A 25,446-nucleotide genomic window follows, 5' to 3' on the forward strand; every position below is an offset into this window, starting at 1 on the left:
GCCCGGCCCGGCCGGCACGCCGGACGCCCCGAGGCCCCGACTCCTTCGACCGCGACGCCCTGCCCGCCCCCGGGGCGCCGCCCGGTCCCTGCTCCGTTCGCTGCTGCGTCCCAGCCGCGGCCGGGTGGCCGTCGCGGCCGTCCTGCTGCTGCTCAAGGAAGCGGCGGTCCAGGCGGGGCCGCTGCTCGTCGCGGTCGCCATCGACCGCGCCGTCCCCGCGCTCCGCTCCGACGACTACGGCCCGCTGACGGCCGTGGCGGTGGCCTACCTGCTCTGCTCCCTGGTCTCCGGCGGCTTCCAGTACGCCTACGTCCTGCTCGCCGCCCGGATCAGCCAGGACGTACTGCTCGACCTCCGCGGCCGGATCTTCCGGCACGCGCAGGCGCTGAGCCTGGACTTCCACGAGCGCTACACCTCCGGCCGCCTCATCTCCCGGGCCACCACGGATGTGGAGTCGCTGCGCGAGCTGCTGAACGAGGGGCTGGAGGAGCTGCTGAGCGTCGCCCTCTCGGTGGTCTACATCTCCGCGCTGCTGCTCTATCTGGACCTGGGCCTGGGCGCCGCCGCGGTGCTCTCCTTCGGTCCGCTGTATCTGCTGATCCGCCGTTTCCGGCGCCGTTCGGAGGTGGTGTACGCCAAGCGCTCGACGGCGATCGCCCGGGTGATCGTGAAGTTCGCGGAGACGATGAACGGGATCCGCCCGGTGCAGGCCTTCCGCCGCGAGACGGCCAACGACCGGGAGTTCCGCGAGCTCAACCGCCGGCACGAGCGGGTCAACGGCGACGCGATCCTGGAGATGGCCCGCTATGTGGTCTCCTCCCGGCTGGTCGCCAACACGGTGGTGGCCGCGATCGTCCTCTGGGGCGCCCACCGGGTGGCGTCGGGCGGTCTGGCGCTCGGCGTGCTCGCCGCCGCCGTGCTCTATCTGCGGCGGCTCTACGACCCGATCGACCGGCTCGGGATGTTCCTCAACTCCTACCAGTCGGCGGCCGCTTCGCTGGACAAGATCGCCGGTCTGCTGGCCCAGCGCCCCACCGTCCCGGAGCCGGCCGAGCCCCGGCCGCTGCCCGCGCGTCCGGAGGGCCGGCCCGGCCGGGAGGTCGTCTTCGACGGGGTGTCCTTCGCGTACCGCACCGGCGGCGAGGTGCTGCCGCGCTTCGGTCTCACCCTGGCGGCGGGCAGTACGACGGCCGTGGTCGGCGCCACCGGCGCGGGCAAGTCCACGCTCGCCAAGCTGCTCGCCCGCTTCTACGACCCGACCGCCGGGCGCGTCCTGCTCGACGGTGTCGATCTGCGGGATCTCGGCGGGACGGAGCTGCGGCGCGGTGTGGTGATGGTGACCCAGGAGGCGTTCCTGTTCTCCGGCACCGTGGCCGAGAACATCGCCCTCGGCCGCCCCGACGCGAGCCGCGCCGAGGTGGAGCGGGCCGCCCGGGCCATCGGCGCCCACGACTTCATCGCCGCGCTGCCGGAGGGCTACGACACGGACGTCCGCAAGCGCGGCGGCCGGATCTCGGCGGGCCAGCGGCAGTTGGTGGCCTTCGCCCGCGCACTGCTGGCCGATCCGGCGGTGCTGATCCTGGACGAGGCGACGTCCTCGCTCGACATCCCCGGGGAGCGCGCCGTCCAGCGGGCCATGGACACGGTGCTCCGGGGCCGCACGGCGGTGGTGATCGCGCACCGGCTGTCGACGGTGGAGATCGCGGACCGGGTGCTCGTCATGGCGGGCGGCCGGATCGTGGAGGACGGCACCCCGGAAGGACTCATCGGCGGGGAGGGGCGGTTCGCGGAGCTCCACCGGGCGTGGCTGGAAAGCCTCGCCTGAGACCGGGCCGCCGGCGCGTCGGCCGGGGCTCTCCGGCCACGGTCGCCGGCCCCGGCCGGCGGCCCATTCGCGGTCCCGTCGGCCGTCCCCCCGGCCGCACCGCGCCTGTCCGTTCCCTGTCGGTTTCTCGCCGGTTTCTCGTTTGTTTGCCGCCTCTCTCTGATGTTTCCGGCGCGGTCCTGTCCGATTACCGCCCAGTCCTGCTCGCCACCCACCCGACTGTCCGGTATCCGGCAGTGGTTTCTTCGCTCACCGGACAGATTCCGGCCAAGTTGTTGACGCGCCCCTGACATTTGACCCCACCGGCTGAGACGCTGTGACCGGCCGATCGGCCCGCCCCCCACACACCATCTCGGCAGTGCGCACTGCCGCGCACCGCCGTGCTCCACCGGCCGCCCACCCAGCCCGCCGGATCTCCCGGCCGTACACCCACCCAGTGACGGCCGCAGCCGAAGGAGACCGTGTGAGACCCACCCCCGTGCCGCACGCCGCAGATCCGCGGCCTGCGCCCTGATCACCACGGCCGCGATGCTCGCCGTCGGCGTCCAGGCGTCCCCGCCTCCGCCGCGCCGCCCCGTCCCGACAAGGACGCCCTGCCCGTCTCCCTCTCCCCCGCCGAGCGGGCGGAGCTGCTCCAGGACGCCGAAGCCGCCGCGCCGGAGACCGCCGGCACGCTGAAGCTCGGCGCCAAGGAGAAGCTGCGCGTCCGGGATGTCGTCCAGGACCGGGACGGCACCACCCACACCCGCTACGAACGCACCTACGCGGGACTGCCCGTCCTCGGCGGCGACCTCGTCGTCCACGAGACCGGGAGCGGCAAGCACGAAGGCGTCACCAAGGCGACCAAGGCGACCATCAAGGTCCCCACCACCCGCGCCGAGGTCTCCGCCACCACCGCCAAGAAGAGCGCCCTCACCACCGCCAAGGACGAAGCCGGAGCCAAGGCCGAAGCCGCCAAGGCCCCCCGCAAAGTCATCTGGGCCGCCGACGGCAACCCCGTCCTCGCCTGGGAAACCGTCACCGGCGGACTCCAGAAGGACGGCACCCCCAACGAACTCCACGTCATCACCGACGCCACCACCGGCAAGGAACTCCACAGCTGGCAGGGCGTCCACCAGGGCACCGGCAACAGCCAGTACGCCGGACGGGTCACCATCGGCACCGCCCCCTCGTACACGCTGACCGACACCGGGCGCGGCGACCACAAGACCTACGACATGAACAACGGCACCAGCGGCTCGGGATCCCTCTTCACCGACGCCGACGACGTCTGGGGCGACGGCACACCGGGCAACCGCCAGACCGCCGCCGTCGACGCCCACTACGGCGCCGCGGTGACCTGGGACTACTACAAGGAAGTCCACGGCCGCAGCGGTATCAAGGGCGACGGCGTGGGTGCCCGCACCCGCGTCCACTACGGCAACGCCTACGTCAACGCCTTCTGGCAGGACTCCTGCTTCTGCATGACCTACGGCGACGGCGACGGCAACGCCAAGCCGCTCACCTCACTCGACGTCGCCGCACACGAGATGACCCACGGCGTCACCTCCGCCACCGCCAACCTCACCTACAGCGGTGAGTCCGGCGGCCTCAACGAGGCGACCTCCGACATCTTCGCCGCCGCCGTCGAATTCCACGCCGGCAACGCCCAGGACCCGGCCGACTACCTCGTCGGCGAGAAGATCGACATCCGGGGCAACGGCACGCCCCTGCGCTACATGGACAAGCCCTCCCGGGACGGCAGTTCGAAGGACTACTGGTACTCGGGCATCGGCAACGTCGACGTCCACTACTCCTCCGGACCGGCCAACCACTTCTTCTACCTGCTCTCCGAGGGCAGCGGAGCCAAGGAGATCAACGGCGTCCAGTACGACAGCCCCACCTCGGACGGCCTCCCGGTCACCGGCATCGGCATTGCCAACGCCGAGAAGATCTGGTTCAAGGCACTGACGGAGTACATGACCTCCAGCACCAACTACGCCCGCGCCCGCACCGCCACCCTGCAGGCCGCCGCCGACCTCTTCGGCGCCGACAGCGCGGCGTACGAAGCGGTGGGCCACGCCTGGGCCGGCGTCAACGTCGGCACCCGCCCCGGAGACGGGGGCGGCGGCACCGGCGAGACCTACGAGACCACGGACGACGTCGCCATCCCGGACGCCGGCTCGGCCATCACCTCGCCCCTCACCATCAGCGGCCGGAGCGGCAACGCCCCGTCGAACCTCCGGGTCGGCGTGGAGATCGTCCACACCTACCGCGGCGACCTCGTCATCGATCTGATCGCACCGGACGGCACGTCCTACCGGCTGAAGGGAGCCGACTCCTGGGACTCCGCCGACGACGTCAGCGAGACCTACACCGTGAACGCCTCCTCGGAGAGCGCCAACGGCACCTGGAAGCTCAGCGTCCGGGACAGCTACGCCCGGGACACCGGCTACATCGACAGCTGGAAGCTGACCTTCTGACGCCGGGCCGGCAGGAACGCGAGCAGCGTGTCCGGCGGCGCGCGGCCGCTTCCTGACGGACCCTTCCGTCCCTTCCGTCCGTTCCGTACGGCGGAGCACCGGTGTGCCGGTGCGGTGTCCCGGCACCGCACCGGCACCTGTGTGTTCCGCGGTGACCGGGGACCTGCCCGCGCCCCCGCCGGCCCGCTGGAGCGCAGGTAGGACCGGGACTCGTCCCGGCACCGCGCGGCGAAGCAGGAACCCACTCGACACCACAGCCGTCAACGGCGCGGTGGGCGGGAGTCGCCGTCCTTCAGGGCGGCGAGGATGTCACCGCAGCAGCACACCCGCCTCCTCGCCCGTGGCCTCCGCCGGTACGGCCATCAGCCCGAGTTCCGCACCGCTCGCCAGCAGCCGGTGCGAGGGCAGCACCCGCACGGTGAACCCGAAGGGCCCGGTCCGCTCCAGGGTGAGCTCGCCCTCGTACGGCCACCGCCCCTCGGCGTCCGCGGCACCGGCCGGTTTGAGCGGTACGGTCCGGCCCGCGGTGATCCGGTCCTCGCCGTCCACGCGCCCGGCGACGGCCTGTACCTCCACGTCCTCCGGGACGAGCCGGTCCAGTGCCACCCGCACCCGCAGCGACAGCACCGAGCCCAGCTCCGCGCTGCCGCCGTTCCCGCCGCCCGTGGCCGCCTCCACCCGGCCGACGGAGACCCGCGGCCAGGCCGCCCGCACCGTCGCCTTCCAGGCCGCCAGCTCGCGCGCGGCGTCCGGGCCGAGCCGCCGGTGCGCGCGGGCCGCCGGGGTGTAGAGCTCCCGGACGTACTCCTCGACCATGCGGCCGGCCAGCACCTTCGGCCCGAGATCGGCCAGGGTGCGCCGGACCATCCCGATCCAGCGGTCCGGCAGCCCGTCCGGGCCCCGGTCGTAGAAGAGCGGGGTGACCCGCTGCTCCAGCAGCTCGTAGAGGGCGTGCGCCTCCAGGTCGTCGCGCCGGTCCTCGCCGGTGGCCGGGTCGTCGGCGGTCGGGATGGCCCAGCCGAAGTCCGGCTCGAACCACTCGTCCCACCAGCCGTCCAGCACCGACAGGTTGAGGCAGCCGTTGAGGGCGGCCTTCATCCCGGAGGTGCCGCAGGCCTCCAGCGGCCGGAGCGGGTTGTTCAGCCAGACGTCGCAGCCCGGGTAGAGCTGCTGCGCCATCGCCATGCCGTAGTCGGGCAGGAAGACGATCCGGTGCCGCACCCGCGGGTCGTCCGCGAACCGGACCAGCTCCTGCACCAGCCGCTTGCCGCTGTCGTCCGCGGGGTGCGCCTTGCCGGCGACGACGATCTGCACCGGCCGCTCGGGGTGGAGCAGCAGCTCCGTCAGCCGCTCCCGGTCGCGGAGCATGAGGGTGAGCCGCTTGTACGAGGGCACGCGGCGGGCGAAGCCGATGGTGAGGACGTCCGGGTCCAGCACCCCGTCGATCCAGCCGAGTTCGGCCGCCGCCGCGCCGCGCTGCCGCCAGGAGGCGTACAGCCGTTCCCGTACCTCCGCCACCAGCCGTGCGCGGAGCGTGCGCCGCAGCGCCCAGAGGGCGTCGCCGGGCAGGGTCTGCGCCCCGCCGTTCCCGGCGCCGGCCCGGAGCACCTCGGGCGCGGTCCAGGTGGGGCCGTGGACGCCGTTGGTGACGGAGGTGATGGGCACCTCGCCGGCGTCGAAGCCGGGCCACAGGCCGGCGAACATCTCCCGGCTGACGCCGCCGTGCAGCCGCGAGACGCCGTTGGCGCGCTGCGCGAGCCGCAGGCCCATCACGGCCATGTTGAAGACGCCCGGCTCGCCGCCCGGATAGGTCTCCCTGCCGAGTTCCAGGACGCGTGCGGCGTCCACGCCGGGCAGTTCGCCGTCGTCGCCGAAGTGGCGGGCGACGAGCTCCCGGTCGAAGCGGTCGATCCCGGCCGGCACGGGTGTGTGGGTGGTGAAGACCGTCCCGGCGCGCACGGCCTCCAGGGCGGCGTCGAAGTCGAGTCCGCCGTGTTCCTCCTCGCCCAGCTCGCGTACGCGCTCGAGGCCGAGGAAGCCGGCGTGGCCCTCGTTGGTGTGGAAGACCTCGGGCCCGGGGTGTCCGGTGATGCGGCAGTAGGCGCGGACGGCGCGGACCCCGCCGATGCCGAGCAGCATCTCCTGCAGCAGCCGGTGCTCGCTGCCGCCGCCGTAGAGACGGTCGGTCACCTGGCGCTCGCGGGGCTCGTTCTCCTCGGTGTCAGAGTCGAGCAGCAGCAGCGGCACCCGGCCGACCCGGGCCTCCCGGACGACGGCGTGCAGCGTACGGCCGCCGGGCAGGGCGAGGGTCACCCGGCACGGCCGGCCGCCGGGTTCGCGGAGCAGGCCCAGCGGCAGCTCGTCCGGGTCGAGCAGCGGGTACTGCTCCTGCTGCCAGCCGTCGCGGGAGAGCGACTGCCGGAAGTAGCCGTGCCGGTAGAGCAGTCCCACCCCGATGAGCGGTACGCCCAGGTCGCTCGCGGTCTTGAGGTGGTCCCCGGCGAGGATGCCGAGCCCGCCGGAGTACTGGGGCAGGGCGCCGGTGATGCCGAACTCGGGCGAGAAGTAGGCGACGGCCGAGGGCAGCCCGTCACCGGCCGCCGCACCCGCGGCGGTCTGGTACCAGCGGGGGCCGGTGAGGTACTCCCGCAGCCCGTCGGCCGCGGTGGTGAGGCGCCGCAGAAAGGCGCCGTCGGAAGCCAGGCTCTCCAGCCGCGCGGCGGACACGCCGCCGAGCAGCCGTACGGGGTCGCCGCCCGCGGCCGGCCAGGCCTCGGGATCGACGGCCCGGAACAGCTCACGGGTCTCGGGATGCCAGGACCAGCGCAGGTTCCGCGCCAGTTCGCTGAGCGGTCGTAGGGGTTCCGGAAGGACGGGACGCACGCTGAATCGACGAATGGCCTTCACAGGTCGACCGTAGCGGCGACCACCGGTTCCCTTCGCGCACATTCACACGTTCCGTCCAGAACTCACCGGCCGGTGGTGAAAACGGTGACCGCACGCCCTCTGTTGCCGCACGCCGATCCGAGGATGATAGAAAGCCCTTTCCCCCACAAGGAGGTCCGATGCGACCCGCACACCCCCACCCGCCGGGACCCCGCCGCCCGGCCCCGTACCGCCGGTTATCCGCGCTGGCCGGCGCGGGTCTCGCGGCGGTTCTGGCGACGTCCGGCCTGGCCGCCGAGGCGGCCCCGGCGCCCGCCGCGGCAGCCCGTCAGATGGAGAATCTGGACCGCGGCGTGGTAAGCGTGTACACCGGTTCGGGCAACCTGGTGAGCTGGCGCTGGCTGGCCACCGACCCGGACGACGTGGCGTTCAACGTCTACCGCGGGGACACCAAGGTGAACTCCTCACCCGTCACGGACTCCACCAACTTCCTCCACGAGGGCGCGCCGGCCTCGGCCGACTACACGGTCCGCGCGGTGACCGGCGGCGTGGAGCAGCCGGCCTCCGGACACGCGGTCCAGTTCCGCGCCGGCTACCGCGACATCCCGCTCTCCCCGCCGTCCGGAGGCACCACGCCCGACGGCGTGTCGTACACCTACGAGGCCAATGACGCCTCCGTGGGCGATCTCGACGGCGACGGCGCCCTGGACTTCGTCCTGAAGTGGCAGCCCACCAACGCCAAGGACAACTCCCAGTCCGGCCACACCGGCAACACGATCATCGACGGCATCAGGCCCGACGGTACCCGGCTCTGGCGGATCGACCTGGGCCGCAACATCCGCTCCGGCGCGCACTACACCCAGTTCCAGGTGTACGACTACGACGGCGACGGCCGGGCCGAGGTCGCCATGAAGACCGCGGACGGCAGCCGGGACGGCACCGGGGCGGTGATCGGCAGTTCGTCCGCCGACCACCGCAACTCCTCCGGCTACGTCCTCGCCGGCCCGGAGTACCTGACCGTGTTCGACGGCCGGACCGGCGCCGCGCTGGACACCGCCGACTACGTGCCCGCGCGCGGGAACGTCGGCTCCTGGGGCGACACCTACGGCAACCGCGTCGACCGCTTCCTCGCCGGGACCGCGTACCTCGACGGCACCCGGCCCAGTCTGGTGATGGCGCGCGGCTACTACACCCGCACGGTGATCGCCGCCTGGGACTTCCGGAACGGCGCCCTCACCCGCCGCTGGACCTTCGACACCAACAGCTCCACCAACGCCGGCCGGGGCTACGACGGGCAGGGCAACCACGCGCTGACCGTCGGCGACGTCGACCGGGACGGCCGGGACGAGATCGTCTACGGCGCGATGACCGTGGACGACGACGGCGCCGGGCTGTGGACCACGCGGCTCGGCCACGGCGACGCGGCCCACCTCGGCGATCTGGTGCCGTCCCGTCCGGGCCTGGAGTACTACAAGGTCTCCGAGGACTCCTCCAAGCCCGGCTCCTGGATGGCCGACGCGCGGACCGGCCAGGTCCTGTGGCAGACGGCGCCCGCCGGCGACAACGGCCGCGGCGTCTCCGGCGACATCTGGGCCGGCAGCCCGGGGGCCGAGTCCTGGTCCTCCGCCGACAGCGCGCTCCTCTCCGCGTCGGGCTCCCCGCTCGGCCGCAAGCCGTCCGGCGCCAACTTCCTCTCCTGGTGGGACGGCGACCCCGTCCGGGAACTGCTCGACGGTACGCGGATCGACAAGTACGGCACCGGCGGGGAGACCCGGCTGCTGACCGGTTCGGGCGTCGCCTCGAACAACGGCACCAAGGCGACCCCGGTGCTCTCCGGCGACATCCTCGGCGACTGGCGCGAAGAGGTCGTCTGGCGCACCTCGGACAACCGGGCGCTGCGGGTGTACTCCACCCCGCACCGGACGGACCGCCGGATCACCACCCTGCTGCACGACGCGCAGTACCGCACCGCGCTCGCCTGGCAGAACACCGCCTACAACCAGCCGCCGCACCCGGGGTTCTTCATCGGTGACGGGATGGCGGTGCCGCCCCGGCCGGAGGTCACCACGCCTTGACGTGCTCCCTGGTCTGTAGTCCAGGGATTCCGGCCTGGGTCGTCCGACCCTTCCGGGGGCTTCCTGCTTCACCGCGCTGTGCGGGCACGGGTGCCCGTCTTACCGGCGCTCCACAGGCGTTTGGTGTCTCCGCCCGTCCGGCGGCGACGAGGCGGCGTCCTTCGAAGAGGACGTTGCGGGCTGCGTTGTGGTCGCGGTCGTGCACGGTGTCACAGGCCCTGCACGTCCACTGCCGGACGTGCAGGGGCTTGGGGCCGTCGCGGAATCCGCAGGCCGAGCAGACCTGGGAGGACGGAAAAGCACGGTCCACCCTGGCGAAGGTGCGGCCGTGCTTGGCCGCTTTGTACTCCAGCATGCCGACGAACGCGGTCCATCCCGCGTCGTGCACGGACTTGGCGAGCCGGGTGCGCCCGAGGCCGGACACCGCGAGGTCTTCCACGTACACCGCTTGGTTGTCGCGAATGATCTGTGTGGATGCCTTGTGGTGCCAGTCCCGGCGTCGGTCGGCCACCCTGGCGTGCTGGCGTGCGGCCTTGATGCGGGCCCTGGCCCGGTTCTTCGATCCCCTGGCCTTGCGGGACAGCTCCCGCTGAAGACGCTTGAGTTTTTTCTCCGCCCGGCGCAGGAAGCGGGGACTGTCGATTTTCCGGCCGTCGGACAGGACGGCGAAGGCGGACAGGCCGAGGTCGATACCGGACTCTGCTTCCGTCTCGGGGAGGATGTCCGGCTCGGTGTCCACGACGAAGCTGAGGAAGTACCGGCCGCAACGGTCCTGGGTGATGGTCAGGGACGTGGGTGCGGCCGGAAGCCGGCGGGACCATACGACCTTGAGGTCGCCGACCTTGGCCACGTACACCGTGCCGTCGTCCTTCAGACAGAAGGCGTTGGTGTTCAGGCGGATCGACTGCCGGGTGTCCTTCTTCGACTTGTACCGGGGCGGCCCCACCTTGCGGCCCTGCCGCTTGCCCTTGATCGAATCGAAGAAGTTCTTGTAGGCGGTGTCGAGGTCCCGCAGAGACTGCTGCAGGACGACCGCCGACACGTCGGCGAGCCAGGCGCGCTCGCCGGTGCGCTTGGCCTGGGTGATGCGAAGCCGGGACAGTTCCGCCGACGTCACGTACGGCAGCCCCGCCGCGTGCGCTTGTTTCCGGTCGCGCAGGCAGTCGTTCCACACCACGCGGGCGCACCCGAACGCACGGGCCAGCGCACGGCGCTGTGCGGCGTCCGGGTAGGCCCGGTAGTTGTAGCGGAGCTGCACAACCGAGATCTTACGACGATTCGTCCCATGGATGGGCAGAACGACTGCAAACGTGGCAGGCATGCCATTTCGGCGATGCACGTGCTCTTGGTCTTCGTGACGCAGTACCGGCGCGGGGTGTTCAACGACGCGATGCCGACGCGCCGCGAAGAGATCACGCGCAAGGTCTGCGAGGACTTCGAAGCTGAGCTGAAGAAGTTCAACGGCGAACGCGACCACGTCCATCTGTACTACCCGCCGAAGGCCGTCCGCCTCCAAGCTGGTCAACAGCCTCAAGGGCGTCTCTGCCCGCCGGATCCGGCTGGGGGGGCACTTCCCGGCCGAAGGCTGGGGGAGAGTTCACCGGCCGGATCAAGCACGCCATCATGCATGGAGGCCTGTGGTCGCCCTCCTGCTTCGCCGCGTCCTGCGGCGGAACACCGCCTGCGATCGTCCGCCAGTACATCGAGCAGCAGAAACGCCCGCTCTGAAGTACACGTCAGAGCAGCCTTGAGATGCATTCATCCCCGGCGTGACCGCCGGGGCTTTCTGCAAGAAACCCGGTAAACCGGTACGGACCCGTCACGGGAGGCGCCGAGCGGGGGCGGAGTGATCGATTCCGCCCCCGCGAACCTCTTGCCCGGAGCCCTGTCGCACGAGAAGCTGCAGGTCACCACAGGAGAGGTTCATCTTCATGGCGCATATATCTGATCGACCGTCAGCCGACGGTTCACAGACCGACGTTCCCACCCCCCACACGCGGCGCCCCGTCAGAGGACGCCGTGTCACGACCGCGATCGCCGCCGTCACCTTCCTGCTGTCCCCCCTCGCGTTCTCCGCCCACGCCGCCGACGCGGCGGCACCGACGGGCCGCATCCTCGGTGCCGGCGCGCCGGACGCCGTGAGCGGCAGTTACATCGTCAGCCTCAAGTCCGGCCGGGGCCTCACCGCGCGGTCCGAGGCCGGCCGGGAGCTGGCCCGGAAGTACGGCGCGACGATCCGCCACACCTACGGCAGCGCTCTCAACGGCTACTCCGTGCGGCTCTCCGAGGCACAGGCGAAGCGCCTCGCGGCCGATCCCGCCGTCGCCTCGGTGTCGCAGGACGCCAGGGTGCGGATCGCCGCGGCCCAGCCGAACCCGCCCTCCTGGGGCCTGGACCGCATCGACCAGAGCGATCTCCCGCTGGACGACTCCTACACGCCGCCCGCCGACGGCGGTTCGGGCGTGACGGCGTATGTCATCGACACCGGTGTCAGCACCGGCCACCAGGACTTCGGCGGCCGGGCGAGCAGCGGCTGGGACTTCGTCGACGGCGACGCCGACGCCCAGGACGGCCACGGGCACGGCACCCATGTCGCGGGCACCATCGCCGGCACCTCGCACGGGGTCGCCAAGCAAGCCGACGTCATCGGGGTCAGGGTCCTGGACGACGAGGGCTCCGGCACCATCGCCCAGGTGATCGCGGGCATCGACTGGGTCGCGAAGAACGCGGAGAAGCCGGCCGTGGCCAACATGAGCCTCGGCGGCATTCTCAACGCGCAGCTGGACGACGCCGTCCGGGGCGCCATCGCCTCCGGGGTGACGTTCACCGTGGCGGCCGGCAACAACGGCCTGCCGGCGCTGCTCTTCTCCCCGGCCCGGGTCTCGGAGGCCATCACCGTCGGCGCGACCGACAGGACCGACGCCCGCGCGAGCTTCTCCAACTGGGGTCCGGGCGTGGACGTGTTCGCCCCCGGCGTGGACATCACCTCGGCCTGGCACACCTCCGGCAGCGCCACGAACACCATCTCCGGCACCTCGATGGCGGCTCCGCACGCCGCGGGCGCGGCCGCGCTCCACCTGGACGACCACCCGGCCGACGCCCCCGCGGCGGTCGAGAAGGCGCTGACGGACGGCGCGGCCCAGGGCAGGATCAGCGGCGCGGGCCTCGGCTCGCCGAACCGTCTGCTCCAGGTCGGCGACTGACACACCGTCCGCCACGCTCCACCCGGCGCACCGCCGGGGGAGCCGCGGTACGGGCCGGCTCTTCCTCCTCAGCCGTGCTGCACCGGCAGAGCCCTCCCGACCGCATCACCGGCCCCACGGGGCACACCCGCACCAGCACCGGACCGGCCCGTGACCCCGGCACACCGCCACCGTCACGGGCCGGTCCAGTTTTTACCTTTCGGGCCCCGATAGGAGGCCATCACCGTCATGTCCGGCGCCGGGCGGGGGCAGACTCCACCGATAGACGGCGCCACGCTCCCCGCACCACCCGGCGCCGCCCACCGGCTCGCACAGTCACCCACTTGAGTGAACGCGGACAGGAGCGCCCATGCCCGCAACCGGCCAGTCGTCCATGGAGCATATAGAAAGAACAAAAGCCCGCAGAGTGGCTCGAACCGCTACGCCCCCAGGTGATCCCATGATCGGACGCATCCCCGTGCTCGACATCCGCCCGCTGGTCGACTGCGGGCGGCGGCCGGCCAAGGCGGTGGCCGGCGAGAGCTTCGAGGTCACCGCGACGGTCTTCCGGGAGGGCCACGACGCGGTCGCCGCCAATGTGGTCCTGCTGGACCCCTCCGGCCGTCCCGGCCCCTGGACCCCGATGCGCGAACTCGCGCCCGGCACCGACCGCTGGGGCGCCCGGGTCACCCCGGGCTCCGAGGGCCCGTGGAGCTTCACCGTCGAGGCGTGGGGCGACCCGGTCACCACCTGGCGCCGCCACGCCGAAATCAAGATCCCGGCCGGCATCGACACCGAACTCGTCCTCGCCGAGGGCGCCGCCCTCCACGAGAGAGCCGCCGTCGACGTCCCCAAGCGGGCCGGCCGGGAAGCCGTCCTGCGCGCCGCGGACGCGCTGCGCGACCGGGACCTCTCCCCCGCCGACCGGCTCGCCGCGGCCCTCGCCGAGGACGTCTCCGCGGCCCTCGCCCGCCATCCGCTGCGCGAACTGCTCACCCGGTCCCGCCAGGTGCCGCTGCTCGTGGAGCGCCGCCGTGCGCTCTACGGCTCCTGGTACGAGTTCTTCCCGCGCTCCGAGGGCGCCGTCACCGCCCCCGGTGAACCGCCCGCCGGCGGCACCCTCCGGACCGCCGCCGAGCGGCTGCCCGCCATCGCCGCGATGGGTTTCGACGTCGTCTACCTGCCGCCCGTCCACCCGATCGGCACCTCGTACCGCAAGGGCCCGGACAACACCCTCACGGCCGGCCCGCACGATGTGGGCTCCCCCTGGGCGATCGGCTCCGCGGAGGGCGGCCACGACGCACTTCACCCGGATCTCGGCACCTTCGAGGACTTCGACCACTTCGTGGCCCGGGCCCGGGCGCTGCGCATGGAGGTGGCGCTCGACTTCGCCCTGCAGTGCTCGCCGGACCACCCCTGGGTGCGCGAGCATCCGTCCTGGTTCCACCACCGGGCCGACGGCTCCATCGCCTTCGCCGAGAACCCGCCCAAGAAGTACCAGGACATCTACCCGGTGGCGTTCGACGCCGACATGACCGGCATCGTCCGCGAGACCCTGCGCATCCTGCGGCTGTGGATGGACCACGGGGTGCGGATCTTTCGGGTGGACAACCCGCACACCAAGCCCGTGCTCTTCTGGGAGCGGGTCATCGCCGACATCAACCGCCGCGACCCGGACGTCATCTTCCTCGCCGAGGCGTTCACCCGTCCGGCGATGATGCACACCCTGGCGGCCATCGGCTTCCAGCAGTCGTACACCTACTTCACCTGGCGCGAGACCAAGGAGGAACTGACCGCCTACCTCACCGAGCTCTCCGGCGACGCGGCCGCCTACATGCGGCCCAACTTCTTCGCCAACACGCCCGACATCCTCCCCGGTCACCTCCAGGAGGGCGGCCGGCCCGCCTTCGAGGCGCGGGCCGTACTCGCCGCCACCCTCTCCCCGACCTGGGGGATCTACTCCGGCTACGAGCTCTGCGAGAACACCCCGGCGCGCCCCGGCAGCGAGGAGTACCTGCACTCGGAGAAGTACGAACTGCGGCCCCGCGACTGGGAGGCGGCCGAGCGGGAGGGACGGACCATCGCCCCGCTGATCACCCGGCTCAACCGGATCCGCCGCCGTCACCCGGCTCTCCAGCAACTCCGGGACCTGCACTTCCACCACGCGGACAACGACGCGGTGATCGCCTACTCGAAACGTACTCACGGCGACAGCCCCGATGTCGTACTCACGGTCGTGAACCTCGACCCGCACCACACCCAGGAGGCGACGGTCTCGTTGCACATGCCGGAACTCGGCCTCGACTGGCACGAGTCCGTCCCGGTGCGCGACGAGCTCACCGGCGAGACCTACCACTGGGGCAGGGACAACTACGTGCGTCTGGAACCGGGGATCCGGCCGGCGCACGTGTTCACCCTGCGACCGTCCTCACCGATCGGAGGGTCACCCACATCATGATCGTCAACGAGCCCGTCCAGGACACCTTCGAGGACACACCGGCGCAGGACCGCGATCCCGACTGGTTCAAGCGCGCCGTCTTCTACGAGGTGCTGGTCCGCTCCTTCCAGGACAGCAACGGCGACGGCATCGGCGACCTCAAGGGCCTCACGGCCAAACTCGACTATCTGCAGTGGCTCGGCGTGGACTGCCTCTGGCTGCCGCCGTTCTTCAAGTCACCGCTGCGGGACGGTGGTTACGACGTCTCCGACTATCTCGCGGTGCTCCCCGATTTCGGGGACCTCGCCGACTTCGTCGAGTTCGTCGACGCCGCCCACCAGCGCGGCATGCGGGTCATCATCGACTTCGTCATGAACCACACGAGCGACCAGCACGAGTGGTTCCAGGAGTCGCGCCGCAACCCGGACGGCCCCTACGGCGACTACTACGTCTGGGCCGACGACGACAAGCAGTACCAGGACGCCCGGATCATCTTCGTCGACACCGAAGCCTCCAACTGGACCTTCGACCCGGTGCGCCAGCAGTACTACTGGCACCGCTTCTTCTCCCACCAGCCGGACCTCAACTTCGAGAACCCGGCCGTCCAGGAGGAGATCATCTCCGCCCTGCGCTTCTGGCTGGACCTCGGCATCGACGGCTTCCGGCTGGACGCCGTGCCCTACCTCTACGCCGAGGAGGGCACCAACTGCGAGAACCTGCCGCGGACCCACGACCTTCTCAAGCGGGTCCGCGCCGAGATCGACGCCCACTACCCCGACACCGTGCTGCTCGCCGAGGCCAACCAGTGGCCCGAGGACGTCGTCGACTACTTCGGCGACTTCGAGAAGGGCGGCGACGAGTGCCACATGGCGTTCCACTTCCCGGTCATGCCGCGCATCTTCATGGCGGTGCGCCGCGAGTCGCGCTACCCGGTCTCGGAAATCCTGGCCAAGACCCCGGCCATCCCCTCCGGTTGCCAGTGGGGCGTCTTCCTCCGCAATCACGACGAGCTGACCCTCGAAATGGTCACGGACGAAGAGCGCGACTACATGTACTCCGAGTACGCCAAGGACCCGCGGATGCGCGCCAACATCGGCATCCGCCGCCGGCTGGCCCCGCTGCTCGACAACGACCGCAACCAGATCGAGTTGTTCACCGCCCTGCTGCTCTCCCTCCCCGGCTCGCCGATCCTCTACTACGGTGACGAGATCGGCATGGGCGACAACATCTGGCTCGGCGACCGGGACGCGGTCCGCACCCCGATGCAGTGGACCCCCGACCGCAACGCCGGCTTCTCCTCCTGCGACCCGGGCCGGCTCTTCCTGCCGACCATCATGGACCCGGTCTACGGCTACCAGGTGACCAACGTCGAGGCGGCCATGAGCAGCCCCTCCTCGCTGCTCCACTGGACCCGCCGGATGATCGAGATCCGCAAGCAGAACCCGGCCTTCGGACTCGGCTCGTACAGCGAACTGCCGTCCAGCAACCCGGCGGTGCTCGCCTTCCTCCGGGAGACCCCGGGGCCGGGCCAGGAGGACGACGACCTGGTGCTGTGCGTCAACAACTTCTCCCGCTTCGCCCAGCCCACCGAGCTGGACCTGCGGGCGTTCGCGGGGCGCCATCCCGTGGAGCTGATCGGCGGGGTGCGCTTCCCCGCCATCGGCGAACTCCCCTATCTGCTCACGCTCGCCGGCCACGGCTTCTACTGGTTCCGGCTCCGCCGGTCCGCGGCCCCGGTGGCCGCGGACGCACCGGGCGGCGGTGACGTCGCGGGCGCGCCGCGCACCGGCGAGGTCCCGCGCCCGCTCAACGGCGGCTGACGGCGCCGGTCACCGCCGTTACAGCCCCGCGGCGGGGCGGTTACGACCGGATTCACCGGTTTTCACCGCCCCGCCCCGGGCAGGCTCTCCTCTACGCACCCCAGTCCGCACAGCGCATAGGCCAATCGCCTTACCTGATCGGACGACCCTCACCCGACACGTCCCGCACCGCCGGACAGCAATTGCCGCAATCCGGGACACTCTGCGCATCTACGGTGTGCCCGGGGAAAGGACGCGACGCCATGTCGGAGGGCTCGATCCGCGCCAACCCGTACAGCACGCCCTGCACCACCGTCACCGCCCCGGACTCACCGGCGGACCGTGCGGCGGACTCACCGGACCGGCCTCCCGCGCCGGCAGGGGACGCCGCGGCGACGCCCGGAACCCCCGCCGGGCCGCCCGGCCGGGGCAGGGAACGCACCACCACCCGCTCGCTGCTCCCCTCGCTCGTCCCCCTGCTCCGCTCATGGCTGCCCCGGCAGCGCTGGTTCGCCGGCAAGGGCAACCCCATCACGGGCTTCTCCCTCGTCTCCGCCACCGAGATCCTGCCGTGCACCGCGGGCGGGGCCGCCCCCGGACTGCTCCATCTCCTCGTCCGCGCCCAGCAGCACCCCGGCACCGCCGACTGCTACCAGCTCCTCATCGGCATCCGCTCCACCCTCCCCCCGCACCTCGCGCACACCCTGATCGGCCGCCCCGCCGAGGGCCCGCTCCACGGCCACACCGTCTACGAGGCCCTGGCCGACCCGCGCCTGGCCGGGCTGCTCCTGGAGCGGCTGCGCGTCCCCGGCCGGCTCGGCGCGCTCCGCTTCACCCGCGCCCCCGGCACCGCCATCGCCTCCGGGCTCACCCCCCGGCTGATCACCGCGGAGCAGTCCAACTCCTCGGTGGTCTACGGCGACGCGTACATCCTCAAGGTCTTCCGCCGCATCGGCACCGGCGTCAACCCCGACCTCGAACTCCCGCTGGCCCTCGCCCGGGCCGGCTGCGAACGCGTCCCGCACCCCACCGCCTGGTTCGAGGCCGACCCCGGGGTGGAGGCCGCCGCCGGCGCCGGGCTCGCCTCCGTCCCCGCCGACGACCCGGCCGGCGGGCCGCTCACCCTCGGCATCCTCCAGCCCTTCCTGCCCGGCTCCGCCGACGGCTGGCAGCTCGCCCTCAACTCCCTCTCCGTACACGCCGACTTCACCGGCGCCGCGCACGCCCTCGGCCGCGCCACCGCCGAGGTGCACACCGCCCTCGCCGAGGCCCTGCCGACCGCCGTCCTGCGCCGGCCGCAGATCGAGCACATCGCGGGCGGCATGACCGAACGGCTGGAGGCCGCCGCGTCCGCCGTCCCCGCGCTGCGCCCGTACCGCGAACCGCTGCGCGCCGCCTACGACGAGCTCGCCGCCCTCGGCAACCGCGGCCGCACCTGGCACGCCCAGCGGATACACGGCGACCTCCACCTCGGCCAGGCCCTCCGCAGCGCGCACGACGGACGCTGGTCCCTCATCGACTTCGAGGGTGAGCCGGCCCGGCCGATCTCCGAACGCCGCCGGCTGCAGCCCGTGGCCCGGGACATCGCCGGCATGCTCCGCTCCTTCGACTACGCGGCCCGCACCCACCAGCCCGCGTCCGGCGGCACCCCCGGCTGGTCCCGGCAGTGGTCCCGGCAGAGCCGCGCTGCCTACTGCGGCGGCTACGCGGAGGCCGCCGGAACCGATCCGCGCGACGAACCCGAACTCCTGCGCGCCTACGAGACGGACAAGGCCGTCTACGAGGTGCTGTACGAGGCGCGACACCGCCCCGACTGGCTCCCGGTGCCGATGGCGGCGATCCGCCGCCTCGCCGGGCAGCGGGAGGACGCGCCGCCTCCGGCCCGGGTTCCCGCGTACGAACGCCCGTTCCCCACTCCTCCGAGGAGGACTCAGTCGTGACCGCTCGTCCGCCGTCCCCGTCCGGCCCCGCCGACGACTCCACCGAGCAGCAGCCCGGGACCACGGCCGCCGAACCGGCCGCCCGGCCGGGCCGCAGCCGCGCCAAGGCGTCCGGCACCGCGCCACGGCGAGCCGCCGCGCCCCGGACGCCGGCCGCACCACGGCAGGCCGGGGCACCGCTGGGCCCCGGTGCCACCGAGGGCGGGACGGGACGGCCGTCCGCCTCCTCCCCCCGCGCCGTCCGTCCCGCGCCGCTCGACCCCGCCGACCGGCAGCGTCTTCTCGACGGCACCCACCACGACCCGCACGCCCTGCTGGGGGCCCGTCCCCTGCCGGAGGGCGGTGTCCTCCTCCGCGTGCTGCGCCCGTACGCCCACGCCGTGACGGTCGTGGCCGGCAGCGGTCCGGCGGCCGGCCCCGGCACCGGCCTGCACTCCGAGGGCGACGGCCTCTTCGCGGGTGTCCTGCCGCTCGACGCGGTTCCGGAGGACTACCGGCTGCTGGTCTCCTACGGCGACCCCGACGCCCCCGAGGTGCTGGAGCAGCACGACCCGTACCGCTTCCTGCCCGCCCTCGGCGAGTTCGACCTGCATCTGATCCACGAGGGGCGCCACGAACGGCTGTGGGAGGCGCTCGGCGCGGAGCCGATGACCCACGGCGGCGTCGCCGGCACCCGGTTCACCGTCTGGGCGCCCAATGCCCGCGGTGTGCGCGTCACCGGCGACTTCACCTGCTGGAACGGCACCTGCTACCCGATGCGCTCGCTCGGCGGCAGCGGCGTCTGGGAGCTGTTCGTGCCCGGGGTCGGCGAGGGCGCCCTCTACAAGTTCGACATCGCCGGGCCCGACGGCGCGCACAGCCTGCGCGCCGACCCGATGGCCCGGCGCACCGAGTGCCCGCCCGCCACCGCCTCGATCGTCACCTCCTCCGCCTACCGGTGGGGGGACGAGGAGTGGATGCGCCGCCGCGCCGGGCGCCGCGTCCACCAGGCGCCGTTCTCGGTCTACGAGGTGCATCCGGCGTCCTGGCGGCCCGGGCTGGGCTACCGGCAGCTCGCCGAGCAACTGCCCGCATACGTCAAGGAGCTGGGGTTCACGCACGTCGAGCTGATGCCGGTCGCCGAGCACCCCTTCGGCGGCTCCTGGGGCTACCAGGTCACCTCGTACTACGCGCCGACCGCCCGGCTGGGCACCCCGGACGACTTCCGGTATCTGGTGGACGCCCTGCACCGGGAGGGCATCGGGGTCATCGTCGACTGGGTGCCCGCGCACTTCCCCAAGGACGCGTGGGCGCTCGCCCGGTTCGACGGCACACCGCTCTACGAGCCCGCCGACCCGCGGCGCGCCGAGCACCCCGACTGGGGCACGCTGACCTTCGACTACGGGCGCACGGAGGTCCGCAACTTCCTGGTCGCCAACGCCGTGTACTGGTGCGAGGAGTTCCACATCGACGGCCTGCGGGTCGACGCGGTGGCGTCCATGCTCTACCTGGACTACTCGCGGGAGGGCGGCGAGTGGGTGCCCAACCAGTACGGGGGCCGGGAGAACCTCGACGCCGTGGCGTTCCTGCAGGAGATGAACGCGACCGTCTACCGGCGCTGCCCCGGCGTCGTCACCATCGCGGAGGAGTCCACGGCCTGGGACGGCGTCACCCGGCCCACGCACGTCACCGGCCCGAACGGCCTGGGCGGTCTGGGTTTCGGCCTGAAGTGGAACATGGGCTGGATGCACGACTCGCTGGGCTACATGGCGCGCGAGCCCGTGCACCGCAAGTACCACCACCACGAGATGACCTTCTCGATGGTGTACGCGTACAGCGAGAACTATGTGCTGCCCATCTCCCACGACGAGGTGGTGCACGGCAAGGGCCCCCTGGTGAACAAGATGCCCGGCGACTGGTGGCAGCGGCGCGCCGGCCACCGCGCGTACCTGGGCTTCATGTGGGCCCACCCGGGCAAGCAACTGCTCTTCATGGGACAGGAGTTCGCTCAGGGCGCGGAGTGGTCGGAGGCGCACGGGCCGGAGTGGTGGCTGATGGACGACACCTACGCGGCGGCCGGTGACCACCGGGGCGTCCGCGACCTGGTCCGCGATCTCAACCACGTCTACACCGCCGAGCCGGCGCTCTGGGAGCGGGACACCGATCCGTCCGGCTTCAGCTGGATCGAGGGCGACGCGGCGGAGGACAACGTCTTCGCCTTCCTCCGGCTGGCCGAGGACGGGTCGCCGCTGCTGTGCGTCAGCAACTTCTCCCCGGTGGTGCGCCGGGACTACCGGCTCGGGGTGCCGAGCGAGCCCACCGGCTGGCAGGAGGTCCTCAACACCGACGAGGCCCGTTACGGCGGCAGCGGCGTCGGCAACCCGGACCCCCTCAAGCCGGAGGCTTCGCCCTGGCACGGCCGGCGCGTCAGCATCCAGGCCACGCTGCCGCCGCTGGCGACGGTCTGGCTGCGGCCGGTCTGACCGGAGGGGCCGGAACCGGCGGGGTGCGGTCCGGTGCCACGAGGGCTCGTAGGGGTTCGCCCGTGCGGGCCTCGGCCGTGCGGCCGGACGCGGTCCGGCCCGCGGGCCGCACGGGGTGACGCCCCTCCGGCAGCCAGGGGAAACAGCCGGAGGGGCGTCGGGGAGATGGTCTTGGGGCGGGTGCGCCCGGGTCCGTGGGAGGGTCCGCGGGCCGGTCGCGGTGGACCCGGGCGCCGGCCCGTCAGACGCCCACCGGCTCCTTCGTCCCGCCGGGGTGGTCAGGTCCCGGGTGGGAGGAGGATTCCGGAGCACTGCGGGCGTCGTCCGTTCGGTGGCCGGGGTCCCGGCCGGGGCCGGCCGCGGGGCCGGAGTCGTGGCCGTGGTCGTGGTCGTGGTCGTCGACGAACGTCTGCTCGTCGAACGGGAGGTGTCCGGCGAGGACCTTGCCGGCCCGGTCCCGGTCGATCTCCTTCGTCCAGGTGCCGACCAGGACCGTCGCCACGGCGTTGCCCGCGAAGTTGGTCAGGGCGCGGGCCTCGCTCATGAAGCGGTCGATGCCGACGATGAGGCCGACGCCGTCGACCAGTTCCGGGCGGTGGGACTGGAGGCCGCCCGCCAGGGTGGCCAGGCCGGCACCGGTCACGCCGGCCGCCCCCTTGGAAGCGATGATCATGAAGACGAGCAGGGAGATCTGCTGGCCGAGGGAGAGCGGGTCGCCCATCGCCTGGGCGACGAAGAGCGAGGCCATCGTGAGGTAGATCGCCGTGCCGTCGAGGTTGAAGGAGTAGCCGGTCGGCACGGTGATGCCGACGACCGGCTTGCTGACGCCCAGGTGTTCCATCTTGGCGATGAGACGCGGCAGGGCGGACTCCGAGGAGGAGGTCGAGACGATCAGCAGGAACTCGCGGCCGAGGTACCGGAGCAGGGTGAGGATGTTGATGCCCGCGACGATCCTCAGGAGCGCGCCGAGGACGACGAAGACGAAGACCGCGCAGGTGGTGTAGAAGCCGATCATGACAACGGCGAGGGACTTGAGCGCGCCGACACCCGTCTCGCCGACCACCGCCGCGATGGCGCCGAAGGCCCCGACCGGCGCCACCCACATGATCATCGCCAGTACCCGGAAGACCAGCCGCTGGAGGTGGCCGATGCCGCGGAGCAGCGGCTCCCCGGCGGTGCCCATGGCCTGCAGGGCGAAGCCGACGAGGAGCGCGATGAGCAGGGTCTGCAGCACCTCGCCCTCGGTGAAGGCCGAGACCATGGTGGTGGGGATGATGCCGAGCAGGAAGTCGGTGGTGGACTCACTGGCGCCGGCGGCCTGGGCCTCGCCGGCGCTGCGCGCGGACTCGGTCAGGTCCAGGGTGACGCCGGGGAGCATGTTGCCGACGACCAGGCCGATGGCGAGCGCCACGGTCGACATGATCATGAAGTAGGCGAGGGCGAGACCGCCGACGGCGCCGACCTTCGCGGCCTTGCGCACCGATCCGACGCCGAGCACGATCGTGCAGAAGATGATCGGGGAGATCATCATCTTGATCAGTCCGACGAAGCCGGTGCCGAGCGGCTTCAGCTCGGCGGCCACTCCCGGCGCCGCGAAGCCGAGGAGGATGCCGGCCAGCACGGCGGCGATGACGGCGAGGTACAGATAGTGGGTTCTGTCCCTTCGCACCCGGCGGCTCTCAGGTGGGGCTTGTTCGGCCACGGTAGTCCTCCTGCGTCGTGATTCCCGGTCGTTCGCGCCGCTTCCGGTGCCGTCCCACCCGTCCCGCGCTCCGGCTCGGCGTCCCGGCGACTATCCACCAGTGGGTGACCCGGGTCACGGTTGTGTTCATTGAGTTCGCGGACGGCGCCGGTCCGCTACGGAGCGCGCGGGGGCCGGGACGGAACGGAGGGGGCCCCACACCCCTGCCGGTCCCCGGGACACACCGGGCAGACTGGGCGCATGCGTGTTCCCCGTCCCCGGAGCCTGGCCGGCCAGCTCTTCGCCATGCAGGTCGTGCTGGTCGCCGTCGTGGTGGCGGGATACGCGGTGTTCACCTACGTCACGGACCTGCGGCAGACCGAGGAGACGGCACGGCTGCGGGCGATGACGGCGGCGCGGGCGATCGCCGCGTCACCGTCCGTCCCGGAGGCGATCCGCGGCGAGGACCCGACGGCGGTGCTGCAGCCGTACGCGGAGACCGTCCGCCGCGACACCGGGGTCGCCTTCGTCACGATCATGGACCCGGACGGCATCCGCTGGACGCATCCGGACCCGGAGCGGATCGGCGAGGAGTTCCTGGGCCACACCGGCCCCGCACTCGCGGGACGCACCTTCTCCGAGACGTACACCGGCACCCTCGGCCCGTCGGTGCGGGTGGTGACGCCGATACGGGACGGCGGCCGGGTGGTGGGCCTGGTGAGCGCCGGGATCACGGTGGAGCGGATCAGCGCCGAGGTCCGCCGGCAGATGGCCGTGCCGGCGGGGGTGGCGCTGGGGGCGCTGGTGCTCGGCGGCCTCGGCACCTACGTCGTCAACGCCCGGCTGCGCCGCCATACGCACGGGATGAACGCCGCGGAGCTGAGCCGGATGCACGACTACCACCAGGCGGCGCTGCACGCGGTCCGCGAGGGGCTGCTGATGCTGGACGGGCAGCGGCGGATCGCGCTGGTCAACGACGGGGGGCGGGAACTGCTGGGGCTGGGCCCGGACGCCGTGGGCCGCCGCGTCACCGAGCTCGGGCTGCCCCCGTCGCTGACCGGCGCGCTGCTGGCCTCGGAGCCCCGGGTGGACGAGGTCCATCCCACGGCCCAGCGGATCGTGGTGGTCAACACCTCGCCGGTCTCGGGCGGTGAGCGGCGCGGCACGGTCGTCACCCTGCGGGACCACACGGAGCTCCAGGCGCTCTCCGGGGAGCTGGATTCGGTGCGCGGCTTCGCGGAGGCGCTGCGGTCACAGGCGCACGAGGCGGCGAACCGGCTGCACGCGGTGGTGTCGCTGATCGAACTGGGCCGAGCGGACGAGGCCGTGCGGTTCGCGACGGAGGAGCTGGAGCTGGCGCAGGCGCTGACGGACCGGGTGGTGGCGGCCGTGGGCGAGCCGGTGCTGGCGGCCCTGCTGCTCGGCAAGGCGGCGCAGGCGAGCGAGCGGGGCGTGGAGCTGACCCTGGCCCCGGAGAGCCGGATCGACGACGGCGTGCTGCCGCCGGAGCTGCCGCCGCGCGATCTGGTGACGATCCTCGGCAATCTGATCGACAACGCGGTGGAGGCGGCCGGCGGGGAGAGCTCCGGCACGGAGGGCCGGGAGCGGCGCCCGCGGGTGACGGTGACCGCGCGGGCCGCGGACGGCGAACTGCTGCTGCGGGTGCGGGACACCGGTCCCGGCATCACCCCGGAGGCCCTGGACGGCATGTTCGAACGCGGCTGGACGACGAAGGCGGCACGGCGCATCGGCGCGGAGGGCGGCACGGGGCGCGGAATCGGTCTGGCGCTCGTCCGGCAGGCGGTGCGCCGCAACGGCGGGACGATCGAGGCGGCGCCGGCGGACGGCCGGGGCGGCGGCACGGCCGGTGGCGGCGACGGCGGCGCGGAGTTCACCGTACGGCTGCCGCTGGCGGCCGTGGCGGGGACGGCCCGGTGAGCGGGCGGGCGCCGATCCGGGTGCTGGTGGTCGAGGACGATCCGGTGGCCGCGGACGCGCACGCGCTCTACGTCGAGCGGGTGCCCGGGTTCGAGGTGGCCGGCACGGTGCACTCCGGGTCGGCGGCGCGGCGTCACCTGGAGCGGGACCCGGTGGATCTGCTGCTGCTCGATCTCTATCTGCCGGACGGCCACGGGCTGGGGCTGCTGCGCTCCCTGCGTGCCGCGGGCCGGACGGCGGACGTGATCGCGGTGACCTCCGCGCGCGATCTGGCGGTGGTGCGGGAGGGGGTGTCGCTCGGCGTCGTCCAGCATGTGCTGAAGCCCTTCGCCTTCGCGACGCTCCGCGAACGGCTCGTGCGCTACGCCGAGTTCCGTGCGGCGGCGGGGGAGGCGAGCGGGCAGGAGGAGGTGGACCGCGCGCTGTCCGCCCTGCGCGCACCGTCGCCCCCGGCGCTGCCGAAGGGGCTCAGCGGCCCCACCCTGGAGTCGGTGACCCGGGCGCTGCGCGGCGCGGACCGGAGCGGGATCACGGCGCAGGCGGCCGGTGAGGCGGTGGGAATCTCCCGGATCACGGCCCGCCGCTACCTGGAGCACCTGGTGGACACCGGACGGGCCGAACGGCGGCCGCAGTACGGGCAGGTGGGGCGGCCGGAGCTGTACTACCGGTGGCTGAGCCCTGCGTGACGGCCGGGCCGTTCCCGGCCGCCCGCCCGGTCTCCCGGCAGCCGCCCGCACGGGAGCGGCCCGCCCGGCCCCG

At 72.6% G+C, this 25,446-nt stretch carries 11 protein-coding genes and 3 pseudogenes; 11 read left to right on the top strand and 3 right to left on the bottom strand.

Annotated elements, in window-relative coordinates:
• Window positions 1–20 precede the first annotated feature (20 nt).
• Together E4N63_RS09520 and E4N63_RS09525 are read left to right on the top strand one after the other, a co-directional pair.
• A pseudogene (locus E4N63_RS09520) lies at window positions 21–1,825 on the top strand (ABC transporter ATP-binding protein); the annotation flags it as partial.
• A 528-nt stretch (window positions 1,826–2,353) separates the two neighbouring features.
• Window positions 2,354–4,287, top strand: a pseudogene (locus tag E4N63_RS09525) (M4 family metallopeptidase).
• A gap of 309 nt (window positions 4,288–4,596) precedes the next feature.
• Here the strand turns inward: E4N63_RS09525 and glgP are convergent.
• Window positions 4,597–7,194, bottom strand: a complete 2,598-nt coding sequence (gene glgP / locus E4N63_RS09530) for an alpha-glucan family phosphorylase (protein WP_230240413.1) — start codon at window positions 7,192–7,194, stop codon at window positions 4,597–4,599.
• Window positions 7,195–7,352: 158 nt separating this feature from the next.
• Here glgP and E4N63_RS09535 point away from each other — a divergent pair, with 158 nt between their 5' ends.
• On the top strand, window positions 7,353–9,248 hold the full coding sequence (locus E4N63_RS09535; RefSeq protein ID WP_308188671.1) for a rhamnogalacturonan lyase: 1,896 nt from the start codon (window positions 7,353–7,355) through the stop codon (window positions 9,246–9,248).
• Here E4N63_RS09535 and E4N63_RS09540 read toward each other — a convergent pair.
• On the bottom strand, window positions 9,235–10,506 hold the full coding sequence (locus E4N63_RS09540; protein ID WP_230240414.1) for a transposase: 1,272 nt from the start codon (window positions 10,504–10,506) through the stop codon (window positions 9,235–9,237). The genes E4N63_RS09535 and E4N63_RS09540 overlap by 14 nt on opposite strands.
• Before the next feature lie 27 nt (window positions 10,507–10,533).
• On the opposite strand from E4N63_RS09540, the pseudogene tnpA reads away from it, so the two are divergent.
• From tnpA to glgB, 6 genes and pseudogenes are all read left to right on the top strand, one after another.
• A pseudogene (gene tnpA, locus E4N63_RS09545) lies at window positions 10,534–10,976 on the top strand (IS200/IS605 family transposase).
• 203 nt (window positions 10,977–11,179) lie between these two features.
• Window positions 11,180–12,451, top strand: coding sequence for a S8 family peptidase (locus E4N63_RS09550; RefSeq protein ID WP_230240415.1), 1,272 nt, complete (start codon window positions 11,180–11,182; stop codon window positions 12,449–12,451).
• A gap of 439 nt (window positions 12,452–12,890) precedes the next feature.
• Window positions 12,891–14,888: an alpha-1,4-glucan--maltose-1-phosphate maltosyltransferase gene (locus E4N63_RS09555; protein WP_230240416.1), complete on the top strand. Its 1,998-nt coding sequence runs from the start codon at window positions 12,891–12,893 to the stop codon at window positions 14,886–14,888.
• Window positions 14,885–16,687 (top strand): maltose alpha-D-glucosyltransferase, encoded by a 1,803-nt coding sequence (gene treS / locus E4N63_RS09560; protein WP_228430045.1) that lies wholly within the window; start codon window positions 14,885–14,887, stop codon window positions 16,685–16,687. Before E4N63_RS09555 ends, treS begins: the two co-directional genes overlap by 4 nt.
• A gap of 242 nt (window positions 16,688–16,929) precedes the next feature.
• Complete coding sequence (locus E4N63_RS09565; RefSeq protein ID WP_228430043.1) at window positions 16,930–18,606, top strand: maltokinase; 1,677 nt, start codon at window positions 16,930–16,932, stop codon at window positions 18,604–18,606.
• Window positions 18,603–21,068 carry a 1,4-alpha-glucan branching enzyme gene (gene glgB / locus E4N63_RS09570; protein WP_230240417.1) on the top strand — a complete coding sequence of 822 codons (2,466 nt, stop codon included), beginning with the start codon at window positions 18,603–18,605 and terminating at the stop codon, window positions 21,066–21,068. Before E4N63_RS09565 ends, glgB begins: the two co-directional genes overlap by 4 nt.
• 241 nt (window positions 21,069–21,309) lie before the next feature.
• On the opposite strand, the gene E4N63_RS09575 is transcribed toward glgB, so the two are convergent.
• Window positions 21,310–22,737: a cation:dicarboxylate symporter family transporter gene (locus tag E4N63_RS09575; RefSeq protein WP_230240418.1), complete on the bottom strand. Its 1,428-nt coding sequence runs from the start codon at window positions 22,735–22,737 to the stop codon at window positions 21,310–21,312.
• A gap of 273 nt (window positions 22,738–23,010) precedes the next feature.
• Between E4N63_RS09575 and E4N63_RS09580 the strand changes: the two genes are divergently transcribed.
• Entirely contained in the window at window positions 23,011–24,687 is a 1,677-nt protein-coding gene (locus E4N63_RS09580) for a sensor histidine kinase (RefSeq protein WP_230240419.1), read from the top strand.
• The gene (locus E4N63_RS09585; protein ID WP_125624510.1) at window positions 24,684–25,373 is read left to right on the top strand and encodes a response regulator; all 690 of its coding nucleotides are present in this window, start codon (window positions 24,684–24,686) and stop codon (window positions 25,371–25,373) included. Before E4N63_RS09580 ends, E4N63_RS09585 begins: the two co-directional genes overlap by 4 nt.
• Window positions 25,374–25,446: the final 73 nt, after the last annotated feature.

This window comes from Streptomyces sp. MNU89 (assembly GCF_020982505.1).
GTDB lineage: Bacteria > Actinomycetota > Actinomycetes > Streptomycetales > Streptomycetaceae > Streptomyces > Streptomyces xinghaiensis.